The following is a 26,854-nucleotide window of genomic DNA, read 5'->3' as shown; positions in this document are numbered from 1 at the left end:
GTATTCTGTTTTTATGTCCAGACACATGGGAAAATTCAAGGCTTTACATGTAAAGATGCAACAAGTTATGACTCATCTTCTATTGTGAGTAAATCTCGGTGTCATTTACTTGGAATGGTTTGGCTTCGGCGCATTTGTTGATACACTATTGTAATGGTAAGCCAGTACGTAGGAGAGTTTATGAGAGCAGAATGGGGATTGGTGTTAGAGAAGGTGGTGAATCACCACGATCATAATGCGCTTCTGGAGCTGTTTGAGCTGTTACTCACAGAAGATGAGCGTAGTGCGATAGCCAGTCGACTCAAGGTGTTCCAAGCCCTCCTCAAAGGTGAGTTGAGTCAACGTCAGATCGCTGGTGAATTTCAGATTAGCATAGCAACGATCACTCGTTGCTCAAATTATCTGAAGAACATGACGGCAGAGCAAAGAGATAAAATTAAGCTATTAATACTTGAATAGTCAGTCGCGGTTAAAAATTGGTAAATTCCTGACGGGAAGGCAGGCAGTGACGTCTGTTTGATGAACGTCTGACTAAGATATACAGAGAGTAAGTCATTAGCACAATACCTATAGCGGGTCCGATACCAGATGGGAACAGTTTGAACATCAGTGTGGCAAGCAAGAGGTAGATGAAGGGGGTGGCATCATAGATTGAGCTAGGAAGTGTGCCAGATTTACGTTTTCTCAGGGGATCTGTGCGTCTGTTCTGTGAGCGCATAGTGTAAGTTTTTGCTCCTAAGATAAACATGACGAGGGCCGAAGCTATCGCATAGTCTTGATCTAGCATGAGCATGCTGGTAACGCCTATGGCCATATAGCTAACGGGGAGAATTTCGTACATGGGTTTGGTTAACATTAAAACAGTCCTTTGTATGAGTGGTTGCGAATCCATCGCTAATTGAATATTAGAAAGTATAGGGTAAAAAAAACCTGCAACACACTTTTAAAGTGTAACAGGTTCATATCAATTACTTATGAGGGCGAAACTTTGTATTTGCTTAACTGATAAGGGAGGTTAGCTCTTACAGCCGCAACCACCATTGCCATCACAACCCTCTTTTGCTGGCTCATCTTTTTTCTCGCTACAGCAACCGCCTTCGTGGCTATGTTCATGACCGTGATCAGAACCGCCGCAGCTACCGTGAGCATGGATATGACCGTGGGCTATCTCTTCGGCTGTGGCTTCACGAACTTCCAGGACTTCGACGCTGAAATGCAGTGACTGACCGGCTAGGGGATGGTTACCGTCGACAACGACGACATCATCTTTAATTTCTTTGACTTGAACCGGACGTTGTCCCATTTCTGTATCAGCGATGAAACGCATACCAGGAACGATATCTTCTATATCACCGAATGCACTTAAGGGCACTTCCTGGCGTAGTCCGTCATGATAAGGACCATAACCATTTTCTGCACCAACCGTTACATCCAGTTTGTCGCCTGCAACTTTACCTTCAAGTTCAGACTCTAGGCCGGGGATCATGTTTTCGGTACCATGAAGATAGACCATAGGTTCGCCATCGAAGGAATCTTCAATTAACTCACCTTTTTCATCGGTTAAACGGTAGTGGATGCTAACAGCGCTGTGTTGGGTGATTTTCATATCGCCTCCAATTCAAAATGTGCGCGCATTCTAGCGTGGTTTTTATTAGTTAGCGATGATTTGAATCAGCTTATGGTAGGAAGTTCACGATTAAAAAAGGCAGGGCTCCCCTGAGTAAAGTGAGTCTTATTGAGGACAAAAACCGAAATTGACTAATTAGTTATATTTTATGCGATAAAATTCATAGTGAAGTCAGGTGAGCATATAAGGAAAAACTGGTCATTTCACTCGTTATATCAGAATCGTTCTGGTTAAGGTGTGTTTTATCTAGTTTACTCACGATTTATTCTCAAGTGTATAATTAAATCTTTATTTAACAAAGTAATACAAAATTGTTTACGTTGTCGTAAACGTTATCTAATTAAGCTTGTTACCTTAATTATGCAAGAACTCTACTTAGACGCGGCTTATCTCGTGGGTAATAGCAGAGAATAGAATCGAACAGCATTTTTTTGATTAACTTGTTAATCAAGGGTTGACACACACCTTAAAAAAAAGCAATTCTGTAGTCACAGATTTTAAACTTTTTGGATGAGTACGTTTTTATAATGCCGAGCCTGAATTCAGTTGTAACGACCATTATTACAACCACCACGATTATTATCGTGGGGGCAGGCTGAACATACTCTAACAGAATGTAAACAACAGCCCGCTCCCATACCAAGGAGCGGGCTTTTTTGTTTCTTAAGGTAGCGTGGTACAAGGAGAAGATATGAAAGTGATGAAATTTGGTGGTACCTCGCTGGCCAATTGGCAACGATTTAACACAGCTGCAGACATAGTCGCGGATACTGCAAAGGAAGAAGCGGTAGCCGTAGTGTTATCGGCTCCGGCGACTGTGACTAACGGTTTACTTGAGATGGTCGAAGCTGCCGTGAGTGGTGGAGACTATAAAGGTGCGCTTGGAAATGTGGAGTCTGTGTTTAGTTGTCTCTATCAAGAAGCCTCTGCGGTATTACAAACATCGCAACTCGAGTCCCTTATGGAGAAGCTGGTACAGCAACTCAGTTTTTGGGATAACAAACTATTAGGTATTAGCTTACTTAAAGAGTGTCCTGACTTTGTGAGGGCTGAGATTTTAGTGGGTGGTGAGAAGCTGTCTGCTGCGCTTATGGTGCAGCTGATGAAAACTAAAGGTCTTAGCTCACAGCAACTCGTCCCTCAAGACTTACTTTTGGGCACCGGAGATCCGCTGGAATCACTGGTCGATATCGAGTCGAGTAAGGCGCGCTTCAGTCAAGTTAATTTAGATGAACATAGAGTTTGGGTGATGCCGGGCTTTACTGCCGGCGATAAGCTAGGGCGCACTGTGATCTTAGGTCGTAACGGCTCTGACTACTCCGCAGCGGTATTATCCGCTTGTATCGACGCATCCTGTTGTGAGATCTGGACAGATGTCGACGGTGTCTACAATACCGATCCCCGTGTCGTCAGCGATGCTAAACTACTTTCTCAGTTGAGTTATCAAGAGGCGATGGAGTTATCCTATTTTGGGGCTAAAGTGCTGCATCCAAAGACCATTTCTCCTATCGCTCAGTACCATATCCCTTGCTATATCCGTAATAGCTTTAACCCTAAAGCACCGGGAACCTTAGTTTCAAATGAAGCCGATAAGAGTGGGTTAAATGTCAAAGCCATCTCTAATTTAGACGCCCAAACCATGTTTGATATCTCAGGACCTGGGATGAAAGGCATGGTGGGTATGGCGAGTCGTACCTTAGGAGCTATCTCTCGTTCCGGAATTTCAATTTCATTGATCACCCAAAGCTCATCTGAATACAGCATCAGCTTCTGTATCAATACCCAGGATGCAGAAAAAGCCAAGGATTCATTAGAGCTTGAGTTTGAACTTGAGCTTAAGAGTGACATTCTTGAGCCTATCGAGATGCGCCATGATTTAGCCATAGTGTCGCTTATCGGTGACGGCATGCGCACCCATAAAGGTGTAGCCGGTAAATTCTTCCAGGCTCTCGCTCAGGCGACGGTGAACATCATAGCTATCGCCCAAGGCTCCTCTGAGCGTTCAATCTCAACCGTAATAGAGCAGCGTAAGACTAAGCATGCCATCAGTGCCTGTCATCAGAGCTTCTTCGATGTTCAGCATTATCTGGATGTATTCCTCGTGGGCTGTGGCAATGTAGGTGCCGGGCTGCTGGAACAGATTAAGCAGCAAACAGAGATGTTAAAGCAGGAGCATATCAGTATCAGAGTATGCGGAATTGCCAACTCGCGTCACATGCTACTCGATGCCAAAGGCGTTAATCTTAACGAGTGGCAGGGACTGCTCGCTGATAGTCAGACTCAATGGGATATTGAGCAGATGCTTGACTGGGCCAAAGAGGAGCAGCTGTTAAACCCGGTTTTGGTCGACTGTACTTCGAGTGAGCGTGTATCAGATCGCTATATCGATGTTATGAATGCGGGCTTGCACGTGGTAACGCCCAATAAGAAAGCGAATACCCGAGAGATCGCTTATTACCGTGGACTGCGTGAAACTGCTTTGAAACAACGTAGACAGTTTCTATATGAAACAACGGTTGGTGCCGGGCTGCCTGTTATCGATAACTTGAAGAAACTCCTGTTTGCCGGCGATAAGTTACTCAAGTTTAACGGCATATTATCCGGCTCTCTTTCATACATCTTCGGCATGTTAGATGAGGGGATGTCTCTGTCTGAGGCGACGGGAATCGCCAGAGATAAATGTTTCACTGAGCCTGATCCCCGTGACGATCTTAGTGGCATGGATGTCGCCAGAAAAGTACTGATTCTGGCTCGTGAAGTCGGCATGGATCTGGAGCTGGAAGATATTCAGATAGAGTCTGTTTTACCTGAGTCATTCGATGCCAGCGGCGATGTGGAAACCTTTATGGCTAATCTGCCCAAGTTAGATCAGCAGATCGCCCAATGGGTTGAGAAAGCCAAGAATGAAGGCAAGGTTCTACGTTATGTCGGCCAGATAGATGATGAAGGTTGCCGGGTTAAAATAGCCGAAGTGGATGCTCAAGACCCCTTATATAGCGTAAAAGGTGGCGAGAATGCCTTGGCTTTCTACAGTCGTTATTATCAGCCCATTCCATTTGTGCTCAGAGGGTATGGCGCGGGGACAGACGTGACCGCCGCTGGCGTCTTTGCCGACCTTCTCAGGACGCTGAACTGGACGCGGGAGATGAGTGCATGAGTGTGAATATTTGTAGCGCGTCAGCTTCAATGAGAAGCTGTGATATGAAACTTGGCATTATGAGCACTGATATGGGAAGTTTTATATGACTCTAACTGTATACGCCCCAGCTTCTATGGGTAACGTGGGTGTTGGATTTGACCTACTCGGCGCAGCTTTAGCGCCAATAGACGGCAGTTTGCTGGGGGACAGAGTCTCTGTCTGTTCGGCAGATACAGGCATACATCTGTCTCTTGCGGGTCACTGGGCCGATAAACTGCCTCAAGACCCGCAGGAAAATATCGTCTACCAATGTGCCGACTTCTTTCTAAAGCAGCTAGATAGAAAGGATGGTCTGGCACTGGTGTTAGAGAAGAACCTTCCAGTGGGTAGTGGTTTAGGTTCCAGTGCCAGCTCTGTGGTTGCGGCGCTTTATGCGCTGAATGAATATTTTGATAAGCCCTATGATGAGCAAGCCTTGCTACGTCTGATGGGAGAGTTCGAGGGGAAGATCAGCGGCTCAGTTCATTATGATAATGTCGCGCCCTGTTATTTAGGTGGTATGCAGTTGATGCTGGATACGCCGTCTAAAGTGTGCGACACCATCCCCACATTCGAGAACTGGTATTGGCTTGTTGCCTATCCAGGCATCTCACTCTCGACGGCTAAGATGCGTGATCTCTTGCCAAAGCAATACGATAAAGCTGTGGCGATCGATTTCGGTCGGTATCTAAGTGCTTTTGTCCACGCTTCCTATAAGAAAGACCCTAACTTGGCTATCTCGGTACTTAAAGATGTGCTGGCCGAGCCCTACCGCGCCGCGGCGATTCCTGGCTATGAAGAGTCCAGAGCAGCCTTGGCTGAGATAGGCATGCTGACTAGTGGGATTTCAGGCAGTGGTCCGACGCTTTTCTCTGTCACAGATAACTTACAGACGGCGCAAAAAGCGCAAGCTTGGCTTGATAAAAACTATGTTAAGCAGGGGGGCTTCTCGCATATCTGTAAAATCGATGCCCAAGGGACTCGCAGAACTGACTCGTTAAACAATTTTAAGATTCAGGATTAAGGTTATCTATTATGGAACTGTACAATTTAAAACACCCTTCTCAGGTGGTGAGTTTTACTCAGGCACTTAAGCTAGGTTTAGGCAGAGACAGAGGACTATTTTTTCCAACCTCAATTCCGGTATTGGATGATGTCGACTCGCTACTGGCACTGCCGTTCGTGGCTCGATGTCAAAAAATACTGGGTGCCTGGTTAGCCTCTGAACTTGGACAAGATACCGTCGATAGTCTGGTTGAAAACGCATTTAATTTCGACCTTTCGTTAGCAAAGGTTGATGAAAATAGACACTGTTTAGAGTTATTCCATGGACCTACCTTAGCCTTCAAAGACTTTGGCGCCAGGTTTATGGCCCAATGCTTAAATGAGCTAGCTTCAGACGATAAAATTAATATCCTGACTGCCACTTCCGGCGATACCGGTGCGGCAGTTGCCGATGCTTTCTTTGGCTTAGACAAGATAAAGGTTGTTGTGCTCTATCCCAAGGGCAAAATAAGTCTGTTGCAGGAGAAGATGTTCACAACCTTAGGTGACAACATACATACTGTATCAGTGGAGTCTGATTTCGATGCCTGTCAGGCGCTGGTAAAGCAAGCATTCGAAGATAGCGATATCCGTGATGGCTTGCACCTTAATTCGGCTAATTCGATCAATATCAGTCGTCTCCTGGCCCAAATTTGTTACTACTTCGAAGCCGTGGCACAGTTTAAGCGCCAACATGATCAAGATCCCGTTATCTCTGTGCCCAGTGGTAACTTTGGTAACTTAACAGCAGGCCTGTTTGCCCAAGCCATGGGCTTACCCGTTAAACGTTTCATCGCTGCCACTAACAGCAATGACACTGTGCCGCGTTATTTAGATAAGGGTGATTGGTTACCTAATGCAACGGTCGGGACTATGTCTAATGCCATGGATGTTGCCGAGCCGAGTAACTGGCCCAGAGTCGAAGCTATCATAGAGAAGATGAACTGGTCACTGGCGGATATCTCTGGTGTGGCATTGTCAGAAGCTAATACTTCGGCAGCACTACAAGAGTTAAATGACGCGGGTTACCTGTCGGAGCCCCACGCCGCTATTGCCGCTCAGGCATTGAATATGACAATGGTAGAAGGTGAGAAAGGGATCTTTTTAGGTACCGCTCACCCGGCTAAATTTAAAGATGTTGTCGATAGTGAACTCGACATGAATTTACCTCTGCCCCCCGAGTTAGCGGCAGTCGCCAATAAAGAGATCTTGTCAGTCACCTTAGATGACAATTTTGCCGATCTGAAGGCTCATCTATTTAAGGTGTTATAAACCTGACTCGCTGAAACATAAACTAAAAGAGGGCATTAGCCCTTTTTTTATGTGAATTACAATTGTTTTTATCATGTGTTACTTGTGGTTTTTAAGTGCTTTAGCATGCGCTAACGATCCGTTTATGTACTCGTGACTCCTTAGTAGTTACCCGTGTATCACCTTGTAACCAGCCGTTGGTTTTTAGTGTGATCTGGATCACGATTTTGCTGGGTGAATTTTTATATCTTGCGCCACAGTTTATCCAAAAGGTTTTCTACGGTGTTAAAATTTATAACTGCTTTGCTTGCCAGCTGTCTCCTCATTGGTTGCGCCACTTCAGATGATCAACAAGAGTTTTACTACCGAATTAATGAAGCTTACGATTTTGAAGTCACACACTGCGATAGTTTTGCCATGGCCAGAGGCAAGGGAAGAGGCGAGTTTGCATTAAGAGATGCAAAAAAGCAGGCGATGAGTTACGGCGAGAAGATTGGCGGCACCCATATTGTTTGGCTACAGGTCGATGAAGGAGAGGAGACCAAAGTAGTGGCTGTTATCTATAAATGTCTGCAGTAGCTAATCTTGGCTTAAACTGCGTAGCCAGTTTATCTCCTGAGGCCAAATATCGGCGTTAATCGTTTCTAACACCATAGGGATCCTCTTAGTCGCGGGGTGGTTCATGATAAAGCCAAAGGCGGCTTGGCCAATATGACCTAATCCCAGCGACTCATGTCTGTCGACTCTACTGTTCAGCGGCGTCTTACTGTCATTTAAGTGCATAGCCTTTAAGTATTTATCGCCCACAATATCATCGAACAGTTTAAAGCTGTGTTGGCAGGCCTCTTCTGTGGTTAGATCATAGCCGGCGGCAAACATGTGACAGGTATCGAGACAGATCCCCACCCGAGTCTTGTCTTCGACACCTTCTATAATTCGAGCTAACTGCTCAAAGCTGTGGCCTAAATTTGACCCTTGTCCCGCGGTATTTTCAATCACGGCTGTTACCTTGCTACTTCTCTCCAGTGCCATATTGATAGAGTCGCTGATACGAGATAAACATTCATCTATCTCGATTTTTCTGAGATGGCTGCCAGGATGGAAGTTCAGTAGCGTCAGCCCCATCTGTTCACATCTTTGCATCTCTTCAAAGAATGCCAGCCTGGACTTCTCCAATTGCTCTGCATCAGGATGCCCGAGGTTGATTAAGTAACTGTCGTGGGGGAGTATACCGTCACTGGATATATTGGCTTCTAAGCAATTGTGTTTGAAGGTTTCTATCTGATCTTGAGTTAGCGGAGCCGCCTGCCACCTCCGTTGGTTCTTAGTGAATAGTGCAAAGGCGTTGGCGTCTATTTTTTTTGCATTTATAGGTGCATTTTGTATGCCCCCAGCGGCACTCACATGAGCACCAATCCACCTTGAATCTGTCATAAATCTGGGCCTTTTCGTTGAGCAGAAAGAATTAGTTACAAGCTTTGTCACTTATATTGTCGCGAATCATCCAAGTTTAACTATGCTTTATTTAATTCTGCTACTTGAATTATTTTCATAAAATGAAGCAGCACTAACTTCATGGATGATGGGGAACGGACTCTACAGTGTTTAAAGAATTCTCTCAAACTGATATTAATCCCTTTTGGCCAAGACTCTTGGCCGAGCTCGGAAAATTACAAGCAAATTTCATTAATGGTGAAGACATACTCCTGCCTCTGTGCCGTATTTTGGCAGAAGTCAGCCAATCTCAAGCGGTACTGATTATTCCTAAAGACTCACTGCAATGTGACGATATGCCTGCTTCTGCTACATGCTGGTGTCGAGATCCCGTTCGATATCTAACCCTATGGAAAGAGGCAAAAGCTTGGCCGTTTTTCAATCAGGAACCTATGGTTCATCGTTGGCAGTCTTTCGTTATCTGGCCTGCAAAGCGAGTCAATATACAGATCTTTTTTCATTCATCCAGCGATCAATGGCTGTCATTTCTATTAAGTTCAAGTGAGCTCTTGTCCGATATTATTATGGGAATGTTGGTACAGCAGACTCTTGAGTGGCAACAGAGAGCGAGAGACAGAGGCGTTCACTCTGTAGATAGTGAGATGTTCCAATCAATAGTCAGTAACAGTGAAGACCTGATTTTAGTCGCTAGTCGTTCGCCATTTGGAGTGCCAAGTATCATGTACGCCAACGCTGCAGCGACCAGCATCAGCCACTACCCACGCAGCCAGCTTATAGGCAAACCCATCACACTGTTATTTCAAGAAGAGCTGAATCAATCCGCTGCTGGTGGTCAAGATAGTGAGCTGCTACAAGCGATTAATACGCGTCGAGAGTTTGATGGAGAGCTCATCTGTAGTAAGGCCGATAACGAAACTGCGGTGCTACATATGCACCTGGTCGCGTTGGAGGAGCACAGTGAGCATGGTAGCCTGTTTGCGCTAGTAGGCAGAGATATTACCGAGCATAAGCAACTTCAGCAGATCATGGCACGCACCCAAAAAATGCAGGCCATGGGACAGTTAGTCGGTGGTATTGCTCATGATTTTAATAATATTCTCGGAGTATTGAAGGGTAATCTGGAGTTAATGGAGCTTAAAACCAGTGAAGAGAAAATTTCCCGTTATCTTGCCACTGCCTTCAAAGCATGCCAAAGAGGGACAGACCTGACCAGACGTTTACTGCAGTTTTCCAGGCAGGAACAATTCAGTGCCAACTTGTATCAGGTCAATGATGTGATTCAAGGTATCGAGGAACTGATAGGTAAATCCTTAACCACGCAGATCTCTCTGATCTTAGAGCCTGGGCAAGAGCTGGATGAAATTCTTGTCGATCGTGGCGATCTGGAAGATGCGCTATTGAACCTTGTTTTAAATGCCAGAGATGCGATGGGAGGAGAGGGGGAGATAACCATACGTTGTGGTAGAGAGTCACTGGCTGGGTTTCTGCCAGGTTTAACTGGTCGTCCAATGGTGGAAGCGGGCCAATACATCACTGTGTCTGTATTAGATACAGGAACTGGTATTGCTCCCCATCTATTAGATAAAATCTTCGAGCCTTTCTTCACAACGAAAGACAAGAGCAATGGCACTGGGCTTGGGCTCTCTATGGTTTATGGTTTTGTGAAGCGCTCTAATGGCTATATGAGCGTCATAGAATCAGACTGTTATGGCACTGAATTCAGACTCTGGTTCCCTGTTGCTAAACAGAAGAGGCGGCAGGCGCTAGGCGTGGTAGTGAGACCCGAGGCGCCTAAGGTCGCTCAGAGGCTTAAAGTTTTGATTGTCGATGATGAAGTCGATCTACTGAGTGTCCTACAAGATTATTGCGAGATCTTGGGCATGGAAGTTGAAGCGTATTCCGATCCTTTAGTCGTAAGGGAAAAATATAAAGAAGGGCTTAATGGAATTGAATTATTGATCACCGATGTACTCATGCCAGGGGGGATTAATGGTTATGAGTTGGCTAAAGAACTCTGCGCTAAGGAGGATATTCCTGTGCTGCTGATCTCTGGGTTTATTGGTGATATCGGCATTAGCAGTAACGAGGATATGCCCTATCTGGTGTTGCATAAACCTTTCGCTATCGATGGTTTAGTGCAGGCTCTGCAACAGGTTGGTATCAACTTTTCTCAGTAGAGATAGATTGAGTTCAATACATAGCGATAAATGACTCAGGGTCATCAGAGTCTATTTAGAGCTAACACAAGGATGCATAGGTATGAATCAAGTGGATCAAGTTAGTGTTAATGGCTTTGACGTCATTTCAACCTACATTGGCTGCTATTTGAGAGGGATTTTGTGATGGAAGAGATATTAGTATGGGTCGTGGATGATGATGAAGATTATTGTGAGCTGATTCAGGAAGTACTTAATGATCATTATCAGGTTGCAGTATTCCATGAGGCGAGTACATATCGCGAATCTTTAATTGATATCACACCAGATCTAGTGTTGATGGATATTAATCTTCCCGATGTGAGTGGTATCGAACTTTGTCAGCAACTCACAGAGTCAGGCAAAGACAGTGCGGTGATCTTTGTCTCTGGGATGAATACCTTAGAGGAGAGGCTGAGAGCCTACGACGTTAGCGCTGTGGACTTTATTGCCAAGCCTTTTGAGATAAAAGAATTACTGGCTAAAGTGCAGGCTGTAGCTTCCTATCAGTCAAAGAGGCGTTCACTTGTTCAGGCTGAATCTATGTCGAGGAATATGGCGTTTCAGTCTATGACTGAGTCGTCTCAATATGGCGCTGTTTTACAGTTTTTTAGGCAATGTTTCTTATGCCAGGATTATCAGAGTCTGGCCGATGCCTTCTTTGACTTGATGCAACAACTCAATCTAAATACTTGTCTGGAAATAAGAGATGATGAGGTGCATTACTTTGCCCCTCAGCATGCCGAAATCAGTCCGATTGAGGCAAATATACTAGAGTTACTCGATAAGCATGGTCGTTTATATGATTTTGGAAATCGCACTATCTGTAATGATAAACATGTCTCCTTCTTGATAAAGAATATGCCGGTGGATGATGAAGTTCTCTATGGACGGCTCAGGGACATCATTGCGGTTATTGTCGAGGGCTTAGAGGCGAGAGTGATGGATATAGGTCGCCAACAGACATTGCAGCATGTATTTGTGGAGATCCAAAGCTTGCTAGGCAAGATCAATGGCGCAATCTTAGAACATGATGAGAAGTTCAGTGCAGCATTAACAGGTATGACAACCGAGATCCGCAGTAGCTTCCATGTACTTGATATGACAGAGGAGCAGGAGCATTACTTTGCCACCTTGCTGGAGCGAAATTTAAAGGAAGCCAATTCGGCTGGAGATGCCTTCTATCGTTTACAAGGCTCGTTAAAGACGGTGAAGAATTATGTTGAATCCAGTGTTGCCCCATAGAGAAATAATAATGACTCTTTGATTTAATTAATTTAAATAGTTCTTGTTTCGTTGATCTTAATCAGAACTCCTTAACAATCACCTTTGATATATTGGGCGTAATTTCATCTATTTACTATTATTGTATATATAAGGTATTCGGATTATGGAGACAACTATGCTTGCAAGGCTTAATCATGATCATAAGCATATCACGATATTACTCAATATTCTGAAGGTGAAGCACAACAGGTTAGCTCAGGGGGAAGCGGTTAACTTTAATCTTATCAGGGATGTTGTTGAGTATATGCAGAGTTATGCCGAGCATAGCCATCACCCCTTAGAAGATATCATCTATAGCTACTATTTAAAGAAAACAGCTCAGACGGGGACTAAAAAGCTTGCTGAACAACATCAAGGATTAGTTGATGCCTCGGCATCTCTAATGGCATCATTAAATCTCATCTTGAGTGATGTTGTGGTGTCTAGAGAGCAGCTTGTACTGGATCTTAAGGCATACGTTATCTTGCAAGAAGATCATATGCTGTTTGAAGAAAGAGATATTTTTCCTCGATGGGCGGAGGTGATAGATCAAACTGATTGGCAGGAGATACAAGCCCTATGCTCACTGAAACTCATCGATGACCCGCTATTTAGTGATAATGATAATGCGTTATTCGAGGAGTTAAGAGAATACATCACTAGAGATGAGTAGAAGCTTAGTTTTTTGTTCCTAGGGTTCTAGGATAAAAAGAGCGCTAATGCGCTCTTTTTATTTGATGATTTTACATCAGGAGGTTGTCTAACTCACCATCGAAGTTGCTATCTATGTCTTGCAGTTCTTTGAGTAAACGGTGCTTCTCTTGCAGTGCCTCAATTTCACGCCATTTGCGTTTCTTGTTGGAGCTTCTCGAGCGGCTTGGTCTTTCTATCACTGTATCTAGCGCACTACCATAATCGAGTCGATTCATGGTGACCTCCTGTTGTTGTATTTCTGTTCAATCAAATAAATACCACACTTTTAAAATAGTGTGCAAGATAAATGTTTCACTTCTGTTAACGTTCGGTGAAGTTTTTATGGCGTGAAAGGTGATGATCTTGCGCTAAGTACAAAGAATATTTGCAGTATTTAGAGATATGAACTACGGAATAAAAAAAAGCCAGTGTAAACTGGCTTTTTTTATTGTGAGAGCTTTTTAGCGTGATCTAGAGAGATTGTTGCCTGAACATATTGATAAGGCCATTACTTGAACTGTCCAGTTCACTTGCATCTTTCTCTGCTCCGAGTCTGGCTAAAACATCATTGCCTAATGTTTTACCTAGCTCGACACCCCATTGATCGAATGAGTTGATGTTCCAAATTGCGCCCTGAACGAAGGTTCTGTGTTCATAGAGTGCGATTAGGGAGCCTAGAGTTCCAGGCGTCAGCTTGTCCATTAATAGGGTATTGCTTGGCTTGTTACCTTGCATCTCTTTATGCTTGGCTATGGTACTCTTTTCATCATTCGAAAGCGCACTGGCTTCAAGTTCTGCTAAGGCTTCTTCATAAGAACGCCCTTGCATCAGTGCTTGGGTTTGACCAAAACAGTTTGATGCGAGTTGGATGTGGTGCTCTCCTAACGGATTATGACTCTTGAGAGGCATAATAAAGTCGGCAGGAATGAGCGCAGTACCTTGATGCAATAACTGGTGATAGGCGTGTTGACCGTTAGTGCCCTCACCGCCCCAGATAACTGGCCCTGTGCTGAAATCGGCACGAGTGCCATCTAAGGTGACTGACTTACCGTTACTCTCCATGTCCAGCTGCTGGAAATATGCGGGAAGTCCTCTCAGATAATGATCATAGGTCAATACCACATGGGACTGAGCATCATGGAAGTTGCCGTACAGTAGTGAAAATAGTCCCATAATCACAGGCATATTTTCCGATAGCGGCGCGTTGGCAAAATGCTTATCCATCTCATGAGCACCGTCAAGCAGTTCACGGAAGTTATCCATGCCTATCATCAATGCTATGGGCAAACCTATGGCTGACCAGAGTGAATAACGACCACCAACCCAATCCCACATAGGGAAGATATTATCGGCATCGATACCGAACTCTGTCGCCTTTGCTACATTGGAGGTGACGGCAACAAAATGTTGAGCGATATCCTCTTGACTCGCCCCATTGCTCATAAACCAATCTTTAGCACTTAAGGTGTTAGTTAAGGTTTCTTGAGTACTGAAAGACTTAGATGACATGATAAACAATGTGGTTTCAGCATCGAGAATTTTAAGTTTCTCGGTGATGGATGTGCCATCCACATTACCCACGAAGTGGCAATTGAGCGCTTTATTCCAGTAAGGTCTGAGCGCTTGAGACACTATCTTAGGACCTAAGAAGGAACCGCCGATACCGATACTGACGATATCTGTGATCGACTTGCCAGTGTAACCTTTCCAGCTTCCGGAAGTGATTGCAGTGACAAATGTCGCCATTTGAGCTTGAGTCTGCTGAACTTCTTCGACGATATTTATACCGTCTAGAATTATCTTTTGTTCAGGCTTAGCGCGCAGTGCGGTATGTAGCACTGCACGTTTTTCGGTGGTGTTGATCAAATCACCGTCAAACATAGCCTTGATTTTTGACACTAGCTTAGTCTCGTCTGCAAGCTTGAATAGTAGAGATAAGGTCTCACTATTCGCCCTGTTTTTGGAGTAATCCAAAAACAGGCCACAAGCTGATGTCGACATAGTGTCGAATCTGAGTCTATCTTCTTCAAAAAGCACTCTCATATGAGGCAAGGTCTTGGTATGAGCCTTTAGCTCATACCAAGTCTGACTCTGGGTTAGCTCTGTCATCCAGTCTTACTCCTTAAGAGGCCAGTTTCTCTTTCAGCATCACTTCGAGCTTACCTTGGTCGATAGCGAAGTTTCTGATGCCTTCGGCAAGTTTCTGAACTGCCATAGGATCTTCGTTAAATGCCCAGCGGAATTGTGCTTCTGTGAGTGGCTCACCTGGTGCAACTGATGACTCTACAGGAACAAGTTTACGCACAACTTGAGCCTGTGAATTTGCCATATCTTCGAGCAGTGCTGGACCTATTGTTAGACGGTCACAGCCCGCAAGCTCAAGGATTTCGCCTGTGTTGCGGAAGCTGGCGCCCATGACGACAGTGTTGAAGCCATGGCTTTTGTAATAGTTGTAGATTTCGGTAACCGAAACTACACCTGGGTCTTCACTAGCACTGTAATCCTGACCTGTGTCTTTCTTATACCAGTCTAAGATTCTGCCGACAAACGGTGAGATAAGGTAAACACCGGCTTCAGCACAAGCACGGGCCTGAGCAAAGCAAAATAGTAGAGTTAGGTTACAGTTAATACCTTCTTGCTCTAGCTGCTTAGCGGCGCATATGCCTTCCCAAGTGGAAGCTAGCTTGATCAGAATACGTGACTTATCTATGCCAGCTTCTTGATACAGTTTAATCAGCTTATGGGCTTTTTCGATCGAACCGGCTTGGTCGAAAGAGAGCCTTGCGTCAACTTCAGTGGAGATACGACCAGGAACGATCTTTAAGATCTCTACGCCAATATTGACCGCAAGCTTGTCACCTGCATCTTCGATCTGTTGCTCAATGACATCACTTTGTGATTTAGCCCAAGTGATAGCGTTGTCGATTAGATGGCCATAATCTGGGATCTGGGCTGCTTTTAAAATGAGAGACGGGTTGGTCGTCGCGTCTTGTGGTTGGTAACGCTTGATGGCCTCAATGTCACCAGTATCGGCGACTATGGTGGTAAAAGATTTCAATTGCTCGAGTGTATTAGCCATAAAAATAACATCCTTCTTAAGAAGCAGCTTAAGGTTTGTGATTGCTTGAGAGTATTAGAAGCGATTTTGATGATATTTCCAACCGTAAATGAAAAAAAATTACAGGAAAGTTGTAAAATATCAGTAAAAGCGCTTTTTACTAACCCATTTACCCTAAATTTTAGTCAAAAATAGGTAGGGGAGAGTATAGCGTGTCAGGTGATTTTGAGTATAGGTAAAATCCCGCTTTACCATTATACCATTCCATATAAGTATCTGGTCAGTTCAGAGACTCTCAGTTTTTTCAATTCAAGGCGCATTGATGAGAAAATGGTTATTCCCTTTTAAGTCAATGCAACAGCGAAGTGGAAACTCTGAGGGCCTCACGCAGTGCGGGTTTCAAAGCCCTTTATGCTACGTTGAATGTTCTCGATATACGACTGCATGGATGCAGGAGGTAGAGCAACGCAGGAGCTTGTTGCCGAGAATAACTATTAGCTTCAAACATCCGCCTTGCCTACAGTGCTTTGAACTCCCGCTGAATGATCAGATACTTACTCGGAATGGTATTACAGCATGATTACACTCTGGACAGAATGAGTGAAAAATTCGTACTGATACCAATTGGCCTTAGTATCATGAGTGGCATTATTTAGATTGTTCTTGCATCATAAAAAAATCGCTGCACCAGGCAGCGATTTTTATGTATCGACAAGAGAGAGTGATTACTTGATCAGTGCTTCTCTTTTTACGCCAGTGACGTGAGCTTCGATACGACGGTTAGCCTTGTTTGCTTCGACGCTATTACCTTGGATAACAGGTTGTGTGATACCGAAACCTTTAGCTTCTACGCGATCTTGGCTAATGCCATACTTCTCGACAAGAATCTTAGCAACGGCGTTCGCACGCTTGTCCGATATGGTCATGTTGTAGTCGGCTCTACCTACATCAGAAGCGTGACCCGAAATCAACACTGTCGATTTAGGATTCTTGTTCATGTATGTTGCCAGCTTTTCAATGCGCTCAAAAGACTCAGTCTTTACCACAGATGAGTTATTCGCGAACTGAATAGAACCTACATCACGCTGCTCGGTAGTCTCAATGTAAACAGTACAGCCTTTCGCATCAACCTTGTGATTGACTGGAGTGTCTGGACACTGATCCATATCATCGGTGACGCCATCATTATCTGAGTCAATAGGAGCTAGAACCAATGGAGCAACAACGGCGGGTGCTGGAGTACCGAAACGGTAGCTAAGCTCAAGGCCCCAGTAGTTGCTTTCCATGGCCAGTGTGTTCCACTTGTCTTCATCTAAGTTCTCATAACGACGATACTTAGCCTGAAGTTTCAAGTTTTCGGTGATGTTATATCCGATACCTGCGCCAATGTATGGTGCAATACCGCTGTCACTGTAATACTCACTGCCATATTCTTTATTGTTCGACAGTATGTAATTCATCGCACCGGCTTCAGCCGATAGGCTCCAGCGGTCAGCGATTGGCCAGAAGCCGACAACACCTAAGGTTAATCCTTTAGCGCCAACATCATTCATCTTGTTGGCGTAATCGACCCACTCGGCACGTCCAAGATCACGGTAGCCTAATTCAACGCCGAAATAGTCGTTGAAAAGGTAACCACCAAACACATCCCATGCGTAAGGATCATCTTTGCCACAGCTCTTCATGGTCTTCATGTCGCAGTTTGGCTCGTAATTGTTTACGCCAAGACCGCCACCGACATACCAAGGAGTGAGTTCTTGTGCCGCGTTAGCAGCGAAAGGGAGCATTGAAGTCAGCAGAATAGCTTTCAATGTATTGTTCATCATTTCAAATCCTTTGTTATTTATCTTTCCCCAATGCTGTTCCACCTGGAGGTGAAACACTGCCAGCACTTTGAGAGGGGATTCCTTTAGTTTTATCGCTAGCTGTCGCTATTATCTACGGGATTGCGATCTATTTTCAATGTAAATATGATTTAAATCATTACGTTTATAGTTTTAAGGCATAAAAAAAGTGCATTCTAAAAGAATGCACTTAGTTATGTTGTTAACGTGTTTTTATCTTGTTGCTTTAATGATCCTTACTAGCGAGTCCAGATCCAGTTGTCCAGGCTGATGGGGTCGACACCGTTTGCCTTGATATAATTTCTGTGTTCCACCAGACGCTGAAGCATGTCTGTGGTGATGGTGACATGTTGTGTCTCATCGATAACACCTTGCTGGAACAGCTTGTAGGCCATGTCGATAACGAGATGGTAACGCGAGGTTCCGTTTCTGACACCCATATCGAATGGCGTTGTGGTAGATCCTTCCTCTTCATAGCCCTTGATTCTGAATCTGTCACTGCCTTTATAATCGAATACCAGTTTCTTGATGGTGTTCGGGTAGCCATGGTAGTTAAAGATAACGCCCTTGTCTGAGGTGAAAACTTCATCCATCAACCAAGGCTTGCTCTGGAAGTCTAAGCTACCAAGACCGCTGCTGGTGAGTTCAGTAACGCTGACGAAACGGATACGAACGCGTGGTAAGATCTCTCTGATTAAGACCAAAGAGGCCATGGCTTCTTGGGTAACGTAATCACCACAACCAACCAGAACCACATCTGGGTTTTCATCGGAAGCGAAGTCCCAAACCATGACTCCGTTTTTAGCCTGTTCACGTGCTTCATCGAGTGATAACCATTGTGGCAAGTCTTTCTTGCCGGCAACTATGATGTTTAACTTATCACGATCCGCGTAGGCGCGTTCTGTGTAAACCAGAGTGGTATTACCATCTGCAGGCAGATATGCTGAGATAATCTTTGGGTGCTTCTCAAGCATGGCGCCTAAGAATGATGGGTTCTGATGCGAGTAACCGTTGTGATCTTGGCGTTCTAGAAGCGAAGAGAGTACCACGTTACAGGCTGGTACTGGCTTACGGAAGTGAACGCCCTGGCTGGCATAGACATACTTACAGTATTGGTCAGCCATCGAGGAGACAACTTGTGAGAATGCTTCATAAGTAGGGAACATGGCGTGACGACCCGTCACTGTGTAACCATGCATCATACCGAAGAGCAAGTTCTCGGATAATAGCTCGATGACGCGACCGTCACGGGCCATGTCGGTATCCCACTCTTCAATGGGCCACTGCCATGCTCTGTTAGTCTCTTCGAATACGGCTTGAAGCTGGTTCGAGTAAGTTTCATCAGGACTAAAGATACGCAGGTTACGTTGATCTCGGTTGAGTTTCATCGCATCACGCATCCACTCACCCATCTTGTACATTGAGTGACCACGCGTACCACGAGGTGTTTCTGGACCGTAGGCTAGTTTAGATAGATCAGGGTTAGTCAGTGCACGAACCACCTCACCACCGTAGCTTAAGTGTTGCTGACCACAAGTTAACTGCTTAGGTGGAAGTAGAGATTGGATTTCTTCATCGAAGATGAGCTCGCCTTTATCGTTAATCGAATAAAGTTCATTGAAATTATAACTGGCTAACCAAGTGTTTAGTGCGTCTAGGTGACCCTTATCGGTAGCACACTTATTGACGATTACCTGATGAGATTCGCAGTTACCTTCAAGCTTCTTGCCGTTGTACTGCGCAGTACCTGTCCAACCTTTAGCGGTACGCATCAAGATGACAGGCCAGCGTGGCTTAACAACATCTTCACCGCTGCGCGCGCGTTTCTGAATGTCTGTGATCATCTCATATGACTTATCCATAGCATTTACCATCTGCACATAGACGTCTTCTTCGAGCTCATCGTCAACTATGATTGGGTGGTAACCTAGGCCACGGAATTCAAGATCTAACTCTTCGTGGCTCATACGGCCCATACGAGTCGGACCAGAGATCTTGTAGCCGTTGATATGAACTATGGGTAGTACCGCACCGTTAGTGGCAGGGTCTACTAAACGGTTGGCATACCAAGAAGCGGCAAGAGGCCCTGTTTCTGATTCGCCATCACCAATTAGACATGCCGCAATAAGATCTGGATTATCTAATACTGCCCCCCAAGCAACTGAAAGTGAGTAACCTAGTTCACCACCCTCTAAGATTTGTCCAGGTGCTTCCGGGTTTGCGTGTGAAGGGTAGCCATAAGCTGCTGAGAACTTCTGACAGATATCTGTGATACCTTCTTCATTGTATGGAATGTTTTCAGGGTAATAATGACTTAGAGAACCTTCCATGAAAAGGTTAGCCTGAACTGCTGGGAAGCCGTGACCTGGGCCTACAAGGTAGACGAATGAGCGGTTGTTTTTAACGATGAGACGGTTGATGTTAGCGTAGACAAAGTTGATACCAGGGCAAGTACCCCAGTGACCTAACAGTCTAGGCTTGATGTCTGTGTGTGCAAGTGCACGCTTATGCAGTACGTTCTTCTTTAGATAAATTTGCGATGTCGCTAGAAAGTTTGTGGCTCTTACAAATTTCTTTAATGCGCTGATCTCTTGCGGTTGTGACATAAATAACCCCATTTATAGTAAGCAAAAAGTTAATCAAAGCTCATGCTAGACACTATATTTGTAATTTTATTACAAGAATGTGTCCTGCATCTTGTTTTTGTAAAGTCATAACATTTCAATTTTGTTGCGATGTTTAGGTGAAAAACTTGTGTAATCAGTTGCTAGCCTAACTTAATTTTGTTTTAACCTGTGATGATGGTGTTATGTAAATGATTAACTGTGATCTTGATCACGCGAGATGCTTTTGATGGTATGCTATTTTGCCGCAGCGAGAATTGGTGGGCGTGATGTAATAAATTCACGAAAGTAAAATTCTAAAAGAAAATTACCAATTTTTATTGAATCGATAGAAGAAAACTAAAACACGTTAGTCTCGTAGCTGATTGTATAAGCTGCCGTGATTATCATGGGGATAGAGTAAGAACTATGTTTGAATCATTAATTAGCGCTATTGAATCTGTAGTGAATGCCATTAATGGCATGTTATGGGGTAGCGTGCTTATATATGTACTGGTCGCAGCGGGTGTCTTTTTTACACTTCGTCTGAGTTTTATTCAGTTCCGTTTATTTGGTCATGGTGCCAAGCTGGTCATTCAAGGCCGTGAAAAGGTCGATGGGATTTCGTCATTCCAGGTCTTCTGTACGTCGATGGCTGCTCGTGTCGGTACAGGAAATATGGCCGGTGTTGCCGTCGCTATTACTGTAGGTGGTGCGGGTGCTATTTTTTGGATGTGGTTAATCGCATTATTAGGTATGGCGACGGCATTCATTGAGTCAACCTTAGCTCAAGTCTATAAAGTTAAAGACAGCGAAGGCCAGTTTCGTGGGGGCCCAGCCTATTACATGGAACAAGGCTTAGGTAAGCGTTGGATGGGAACCCTGTTCTCCATTTTACTTATCATAGCGTTTGGCTTCGCTTTCAATGCGGCTCAAGCCAATACCATGACTGATGCCCTCAATAATGCCTTCGGTTTCGATAAGACGATTGTTGGAATCGTGATAGTACTCGCTTCAGGCTATATCATCTGTGGCGGATTGAAGAAGGTCGCTCGTGCTTCCGAGCTGATAGTGCCTGTGATGGCTGTGGCTTATTTAGCGATAGCTATGGTTGTTCTGGTATTGAATATTGAACAAGTGCCTGCAGCACTGAGCTTAATCGTTAAGAGCGCATTTGGTTGGGAAGAGGCTGCTGGTGGCGCAATGGGCGCTATGATGGCGGGTATTGCTCGTGGTCTGTTCTCTAACGAAGCGGGCATGGGTAGTGCGGCTAATATTGCGGCTTCAGCTACACCGAACCCTAATCATCCGGCATCTCAAGGCTTTGTGCAGATGATAGGCGTGTTTGTCGATACGATAGTTATCTGTACTGCATCGGCCGCGATTATCTTGCTATCTGGCGTGTTAGATAACCCTGGGGAGCAGAAAGGGATTGGGCTACTACAATTGGCTCTGACGAATGAGTTAGGTGGCTGGTCAGCGTATTTCATCTCTTTTGCCATTTTGCTGTTCTGTTTCACATCAATCATTGCGAACTACAGTTATGCAGAAAGCAACATCATGTTCTTAACTAAGAGCAAGAAGGTGCTTTACATCTTCCGTGGCTTGGTTTTGGCTATGGTTATGGCAGGCTCTGTAGCATCACTACAGCTAGTATGGAACTTTGCCGATGTCTCTATGGGATTGATGGCACTAGTGAATATCGCGGCAATTACCATGTTATCTAAGGTGGCATTCGCAGTGATTAAAGATTATGAAAAACAGATGAAAAAAGGGCTTAGCCCAACGTTCGATCCTAAACAATTCCCTGAGATTGAGGGTATTGAGGAAGGTGAGTGGTCAACGGCGAAAATGGCTGAAAAGGCATAATTTTCGTTGAACTGATTCGGTAAACTGAATCGGCTCTATCTAAAAAACCACGCTAATTAGCGTGGTTTTTTTATGTTTGCATCAGTATGATAGCAAGCAATAAAGTTCAATAAGGATTAGCTATGTTAGTTTTAGTTTCACCAGCAAAAACATTAGACTATGACAACCCCGCAGGGACGGCTGAATATACCTTGCCTAAGCTTGTCGACTTCAGCGCTCAGTTAATCGAAGAGTGCCGTAAATTGACGCCAGCAGAAATCGCTTCATTAATGAAGGTGAGCGATAAAATTTCTGGTTTGAATGCGGCTCGTTTCGAGACCTGGAGCCCGATCTTCACTACCGAAAATGCCAAACAAGCCTTGTATGCATTTCGCGGTGATGTCTATACTGGCTTAGATGCAGACTCTTTGCCCGCTGAAGGCATCGCACGTGCTCAGAAGCATCTTAGAATACTCTCAGGCTTATACGGTCTCTTGCGTCCTCTGGATCTCATGCAGGCATATCGTTTAGAGATGGGAACTCGCTTAGCGAATAAGCAAGGCACTAACCTGTATCAGTTCTGGGGCAATACCATTACCGATGAGGTTAATCTAGCCCTGGATGAGCAGGGAGACGACATCCTTGTCAACCTGGCCTCAAACGAATACTTCAAGGCGGTTAAGCCTAAGCTGGTGAAGGGCAGTATCATAACGCCAGTGTTTAAAGATCGTAAAAACGGTCAGTACAAGGTGATCAGTTTCTTCGCCAAGAAAGCCCGCGGCATGATGGTTCGCTATATCCTCGATAACAAGGTGAGTACCCTTGCTGAACTGATCAAGTTTGACAGCGCTGGATATCATTACTGTGAAGCTGAATCGTCAGCTATGGCACCGGTATTCCTCCGCGAAGAACAGCTTTAGGCAAGACTTCGAATGAAGCTTGATTACATTTTTTGATTGGTTTTATTTGGCTAATGTGGTGCTTGCCAGCTAGCAAGTTTCAAATAGCTTTGTAGATTGGGTTCATTGGGCTTGTTTGGTATTTGGTGGTTTGCTAAGTACCATGGCTTCAATGGTGTTTATTGCTTGCAACAGGCATTGAGTACTTGCCAGCTAGCAAGTTTCAAATAGCTTTTTTAATGGTTTCATTTAGCTGGTTTAGTACTTGGTGGTTTACTAAGTACCATGGCATCATTGGTGTTTATTGCTTGCAGCAGGCGTATGTGCAAACACTTCTGTGACACGCCGCGAGCACAATCCCTGTGGGCTCTGCGACATCATCCCTTATGTCGAAGGTCACAGCCGCGTTCACACCAGATTATCCATCTCTTCGATTTGAGCTTTATTGGCTAATAACTCGTTTCTGGACTGAAACGGTTTAGAGTCGATGTTCTAAATATAGCCATTGGTATTAGGGAATATATGGCAATCGAATATGCCGTAACGCCTCAAGAAGGGGCGCCAGTTACGGTATCCTGCTTGCTTGATTTGTTAGGCTCTGAGCTTGAATATTGTGATAATAGTGACGGAAGTGTACTTGCCTCAAGTAGTAAGGCTGGCAATATACCGAAAAAAATATGCGATGCTTCAAAATACTTTTCGATAGTTTCCTTGGCTGAATTTATATCTACTTTATCTATCAGCTCATACTGTAGCATTGCATCTGAATCTCGATGCGCAATAGTGTTATTTCTTATTTTAGAGAGTATTTTTTGAGTTCTCTTTTGCGCCTTGGATATTCCCCGAACGGCTTGAACCATGGAACTTCTTAGCTCGCCACTAATTTTCGCTTCTTCATATATTTCCTTCATGATTTTACCTGATGCAACCTTGCTCATATCTCGTTCATGAATGATAAGGAGCATAATTCTTACTGATAGGTTTCTTTTCCAAGGATCAGGGTGAGAGAAAGCATCGATTTTTATAGCCTGTAAGTCACGTTCAGCCAACAGGAAAAATAACGATATATTGAATATCTTTTTTGACGCACCAAACTCTGAGCCTTGAAGCTTTCGGTACTCGTTTACTGTGGTATCAAAAGCCCCAATCAGTGCTTTGTTCCGCTTTCTTTCACCCCACTTTAAGGTGAGCCGAAGTTTAAATAGATGCAAACGGGATGGGTCCATATATGCGGCTGCGGACTTCGGTTTCAGGGATGAAACCGCAGAGCGTATAGGGATATATTCACAGCTTGCCGTAGAAGTATCTGCACTTAAGCACGCTGCAGGCGATAGATAACCATGAAGATTAAACTTTCAATACACCAGCCAACACCAAAACAGCCAAATGAAGCAAATTAAAATGTACTCAAGCTTCATTCGAAGCAAAAAGGCCACTGTTACGATAAACAGTGGCCTAGTAGATTACCAATAGAAGGCTGAATCGAGCCAAGGCCCAAACCAGCTGAACTGCTAACAGCTATTTAGCGACCTCAATTGGTCTTAACTCAACTTCTGATTGGGCCATCAGATACGCAAACTGAGCGTAGGCTGCTACGTTTTGCTGTAGTGCAGCTGGATCTATCTTATCTAAGGTGTCGTTGGGTGTGTGGTGATAATCGAAGTAATCACGGCCATCTTGTCTTAGGGATGCCACAGGAACGCCTTGCTTTGGCAACATAGAGACATCAGGGCCGCCTGAGGCCGTATTGCTGCCCAGGACTACACCATTCTGAGTCATGGGGGCGCTGAGGGATTGTAATGCAGTGAAGGCCTTTTCATTGACCCTATAATCGATCTGATAGATGCGACCTGCACCGAAATCAGATTCGGCAGCGATGTAATGTTTGGCTAGCTCGTCTTGGTGTGCCTTAGCGTAAGCTTTACCACCGACCAGGCCTACTTCTTCGGCGGCATAGAGTACGACTCTAACCGTACGTGCAGGCTTGACTGGTAAATCTTGAATGAGCTTACCTGCCGATGTGACAATGGCCACGCCTGCGCCATCATCGATGGCGCCCGTACCTTCATCCCATGAGTCTAAATGAGCCCCTATGAGTACGATCTCATCAGGTTTGCTGCTGCCGGTGACTTCAGCGATGACATTGTAGGAGGTCGCGTACCCTAAACGCTTAGGAGACATGAACAGGTCCAGCACCACATTGGGGTCGCGCTTGAGCATTAACTTGATCAGATCTGCATCCGGGTTAGACATAGCCGCGGCAGGGATCTTAGTCACACCCTCTTTGTAGCGCATCATGCCAGTGTGTGCCATGCGGTCATGATCTGTCCCTATGGAGCGGATCACGATAGCCAGTGCACCTTTCTCCGCCGCCGTGATAGCACCGCGAGAACGGCCGCCTACGGTTTTCCCATAACCTTTGCCTGTGATATGGCGTTCGGTGATGTGGTCGATAAAGACTATCTTGCCTTCGACTTCTGCTTTAGAGGCCAGTTTCAATGCCGCTAAACTATCGAATCGGGCGATGGAGGCTTGTATTCCAGCTTTTGGCGTCGCAATACTGCCGCCAAGAGCGGTTATCACGATAGGCTGACCGTAAGGAGATAGGATTTTCGCTTTCGCTTCCCCTCGACTCCAGACCGGAACTTGAACTGCTTCCTTATAGACTCTGTCGAATCCAAGGCTATTGAGCTTGTCCTGCGCCCATTGAACGGCAATCAGGTCTTTCTCACTGCCAGCCAATCTTGGGCCAACTTCTACCGTGAGGGATTCGACTAACTCATATGCCAAATTTGAGTTCAAGGCTTTTTGCTGTAATTGCTGAGGTATTTGAATTGCGGATTTTTCTGCTGGCGTGTGCTGACAACCAATAAGGCTTCCAAAGAGGAGTCCAATGACCAAGGTACGGAGTGTGTTTTTCATAAGTTTCCTTTGTTTTTATTACTCATGTCCCATTTTTGAAAACAATCTAGCAAAAAGTGTGCTTTATGTCCCGACTATATCTGTAAGGCAACGCTATATTAGTCCCGGGGATTGTTTTAGGAGAAATTGCTCGTAATGAATATTGAATTAATGCAGCAGCGGGCAGATCAAGCCGTTGTGATGTTGAAGGCTTTGGCAAACGAACGCCGTCTCTTTATCCTATGCTATCTTCTTAGTGAAGGAGAGATGTGTGTAGGTGAGATGAATAAGAAACTGGGTTTGAGTCAATCGGCTCTGTCTCAGCATCTAGCCTGGCTACGAAAAGATAATTTAGTTGAGACCCGTAAGGAAGCTCAGACGGTGTTTTACTCTTTGAAGAGTAAAGAGGTATCGGAGATTATCAAGTTGCTTAATAACATATACTGTCATTAAAAACAGTGAAGGGAATCAAATTGGCAGAGCCTGAAGGCTCTGCTTTTTTATGCCTGAAATTTGTTAATATCAATTCCACCAAATTTTAGACATAAAAAAACCGACCAAGGCCGGTTTTTTTAAGCATAAACTTAAAGACTAAGCAGCAAGTGCTTTGATCTTAGTGTTTAGGCGAGACTTCTGACGAGCAGCTTTATTCTTGTGAATAATGCCTTTAGTCGCCATACGGTCAACAATTGGTTGTGCAGCATTAAATGCTTCAGTAGCCGCTTTGTGATCGCCAGCTTTAATTGCTGCGATAACTTTCTTTACGTATGAACGTAACATTGAACGACGACTAGCGTTATGCTGACGACGTTTTTCAGATTGAAGCGCGCGCTTCTTTGCAGACTTGCTATTAGCCAAGGTGCAACTCCTAAATAGGGTTAGATATTTTAAAGGTCGGGAATATGCCTCTTTTTTGTCATTTTGTCAATGACAATGATTGAATCTTTATCTTAAAGATAAATTAATCCAACCAGACTTGGCTATCTTCAACC

Annotated in this window: 22 protein-coding genes; 11 read left to right on the top strand and 11 right to left on the bottom strand. The window is 44.6% G+C overall.

Annotated features, from left to right (window positions below):
* Positions 1-180 precede the first annotated feature (180 nt).
* The gene (trpR, locus tag FS373_RS30525; RefSeq protein WP_144047697.1) at positions 181-459 is read left to right on the top strand and encodes a trp operon repressor; all 279 of its coding nucleotides are present in this window, start codon (positions 181-183) and stop codon (positions 457-459) included.
* A gap of 10 nt (positions 460-469) precedes the next feature.
* On the opposite strand, the gene FS373_RS30520 is transcribed toward trpR, so the two are convergent.
* Together FS373_RS30520 and slyD are read right to left on the bottom strand one after the other, a co-directional pair.
* Positions 470-856: a hypothetical protein gene (locus tag FS373_RS30520; protein ID WP_152831444.1), complete on the bottom strand. Its 387-nt coding sequence runs from the start codon at positions 854-856 to the stop codon at positions 470-472.
* A gap of 159 nt (positions 857-1,015) precedes the next feature.
* The gene (slyD, locus tag FS373_RS30515) at positions 1,016-1,606 is read right to left on the bottom strand and encodes a peptidylprolyl isomerase (RefSeq protein ID WP_144047696.1); all 591 of its coding nucleotides are present in this window, start codon (positions 1,604-1,606) and stop codon (positions 1,016-1,018) included.
* 712 nt (positions 1,607-2,318) lie between these two features.
* On the opposite strand from slyD, the gene thrA reads away from it, so the two are divergent.
* The 4 genes from thrA (at position 2,319) to FS373_RS30495 (ending at position 7,679) form a co-directional block, all read left to right on the top strand.
* Positions 2,319-4,784, top strand: coding sequence for a bifunctional aspartate kinase/homoserine dehydrogenase I (thrA, locus tag FS373_RS30510; protein ID WP_144047695.1), 2,466 nt, complete (start codon positions 2,319-2,321; stop codon positions 4,782-4,784).
* Positions 4,785-4,869: 85 nt separating this feature from the next.
* On the top strand, positions 4,870-5,829 hold the full coding sequence (gene thrB / locus FS373_RS30505) for a homoserine kinase (RefSeq protein WP_144047694.1): 960 nt from the start codon (positions 4,870-4,872) through the stop codon (positions 5,827-5,829).
* An 11-nt stretch (positions 5,830-5,840) separates the two neighbouring features.
* On the top strand, positions 5,841-7,121 hold the full coding sequence (gene thrC, locus FS373_RS30500) for a threonine synthase (RefSeq protein ID WP_152831442.1): 1,281 nt from the start codon (positions 5,841-5,843) through the stop codon (positions 7,119-7,121).
* Between the two features lie 261 nt (positions 7,122-7,382).
* The gene (locus tag FS373_RS30495) at positions 7,383-7,679 is read left to right on the top strand and encodes a hypothetical protein (RefSeq protein ID WP_144047692.1); all 297 of its coding nucleotides are present in this window, start codon (positions 7,383-7,385) and stop codon (positions 7,677-7,679) included.
* On the opposite strand, the gene nfo is transcribed toward FS373_RS30495, so the two are convergent.
* A complete protein-coding gene (nfo, locus tag FS373_RS30490) occupies positions 7,680-8,534 on the bottom strand; it encodes a deoxyribonuclease IV (RefSeq protein ID WP_144047691.1) in 855 nt (284 codons plus the stop codon). It abuts the gene before it with no gap.
* Between the two features lie 167 nt (positions 8,535-8,701).
* Here nfo and FS373_RS30485 point away from each other — a divergent pair, with 167 nt between their 5' ends.
* The 3 genes from FS373_RS30485 (at position 8,702) to FS373_RS30475 (ending at position 12,689) form a co-directional block, all read left to right on the top strand.
* Complete coding sequence (locus FS373_RS30485) at positions 8,702-10,732, top strand: ATP-binding protein (protein WP_144047690.1); 2,031 nt, start codon at positions 8,702-8,704, stop codon at positions 10,730-10,732.
* Positions 10,733-10,897: 165 nt separating this feature from the next.
* Positions 10,898-11,995: a response regulator transcription factor gene (locus FS373_RS30480; RefSeq protein WP_144047689.1), complete on the top strand. Its 1,098-nt coding sequence runs from the start codon at positions 10,898-10,900 to the stop codon at positions 11,993-11,995.
* Between the two features lie 157 nt (positions 11,996-12,152).
* Entirely contained in the window at positions 12,153-12,689 is a 537-nt protein-coding gene (locus tag FS373_RS30475) for a hemerythrin domain-containing protein (RefSeq protein WP_144049077.1), read from the top strand.
* Positions 12,690-12,759: 70 nt separating this feature from the next.
* On the opposite strand, the gene FS373_RS30470 is transcribed toward FS373_RS30475, so the two are convergent.
* From FS373_RS30470 to FS373_RS30445, 5 genes are all read right to left on the bottom strand, one after another.
* The gene (locus FS373_RS30470) at positions 12,760-12,945 is read right to left on the bottom strand and encodes a DUF3545 family protein (protein WP_144047688.1); all 186 of its coding nucleotides are present in this window, start codon (positions 12,943-12,945) and stop codon (positions 12,760-12,762) included.
* 235 nt (positions 12,946-13,180) lie between these two features.
* Positions 13,181-14,818 (bottom strand): glucose-6-phosphate isomerase, encoded by a 1,638-nt coding sequence (gene pgi / locus FS373_RS30465; protein ID WP_144047687.1) that lies wholly within the window; start codon positions 14,816-14,818, stop codon positions 13,181-13,183.
* Between the two features lie 13 nt (positions 14,819-14,831).
* The gene (tal, locus tag FS373_RS30460) at positions 14,832-15,788 is read right to left on the bottom strand and encodes a transaldolase (protein WP_144047686.1); all 957 of its coding nucleotides are present in this window, start codon (positions 15,786-15,788) and stop codon (positions 14,832-14,834) included.
* A gap of 704 nt (positions 15,789-16,492) precedes the next feature.
* A complete protein-coding gene (locus tag FS373_RS30450; RefSeq protein WP_144047685.1) occupies positions 16,493-17,593 on the bottom strand; it encodes an OmpA family protein in 1,101 nt (366 codons plus the stop codon).
* Between the two features lie 257 nt (positions 17,594-17,850).
* A complete protein-coding gene (locus FS373_RS30445; RefSeq protein WP_144047684.1) occupies positions 17,851-20,217 on the bottom strand; it encodes a phosphoketolase family protein in 2,367 nt (788 codons plus the stop codon).
* A gap of 426 nt (positions 20,218-20,643) precedes the next feature.
* On the opposite strand from FS373_RS30445, the gene FS373_RS30440 reads away from it, so the two are divergent.
* On the top strand, positions 20,644-22,083 hold the full coding sequence (locus tag FS373_RS30440; RefSeq protein ID WP_144047683.1) for an alanine/glycine:cation symporter family protein: 1,440 nt from the start codon (positions 20,644-20,646) through the stop codon (positions 22,081-22,083).
* Positions 22,084-22,205: 122 nt separating this feature from the next.
* Entirely contained in the window at positions 22,206-22,982 is a 777-nt protein-coding gene (yaaA, locus tag FS373_RS30435; protein WP_144047682.1) for a peroxide stress protein YaaA, read from the top strand.
* A gap of 527 nt (positions 22,983-23,509) precedes the next feature.
* On the opposite strand, the gene FS373_RS30430 is transcribed toward yaaA, so the two are convergent.
* Together FS373_RS30430 and FS373_RS30425 are read right to left on the bottom strand one after the other, a co-directional pair.
* Entirely contained in the window at positions 23,510-24,187 is a 678-nt protein-coding gene (locus FS373_RS30430) for a hypothetical protein (RefSeq protein ID WP_152831438.1), read from the bottom strand.
* Between the two features lie 292 nt (positions 24,188-24,479).
* Positions 24,480-25,883, bottom strand: a complete 1,404-nt coding sequence (locus FS373_RS30425) for a M20/M25/M40 family metallo-hydrolase (RefSeq protein ID WP_144047680.1) — start codon at positions 25,881-25,883, stop codon at positions 24,480-24,482.
* A gap of 135 nt (positions 25,884-26,018) precedes the next feature.
* Here FS373_RS30425 and FS373_RS30420 point away from each other — a divergent pair, with 135 nt between their 5' ends.
* Positions 26,019-26,315, top strand: a complete 297-nt coding sequence (locus tag FS373_RS30420) for an ArsR/SmtB family transcription factor (protein ID WP_077752699.1) — start codon at positions 26,019-26,021, stop codon at positions 26,313-26,315.
* A 138-nt stretch (positions 26,316-26,453) separates the two neighbouring features.
* Here the strand turns inward: FS373_RS30420 and rpsT are convergent, their stop codons facing one another.
* The gene (rpsT, locus tag FS373_RS30415) at positions 26,454-26,720 is read right to left on the bottom strand and encodes a 30S ribosomal protein S20 (RefSeq protein WP_144047679.1); all 267 of its coding nucleotides are present in this window, start codon (positions 26,718-26,720) and stop codon (positions 26,454-26,456) included.
* Between the last annotated feature and the right edge of the window lie 134 nt (positions 26,721-26,854).

The sequence above is a fragment of the Shewanella sp. YLB-07 genome (assembly GCF_009377275.1).
This window is presented reverse-complemented; position numbering and strand designations above follow the sequence as displayed.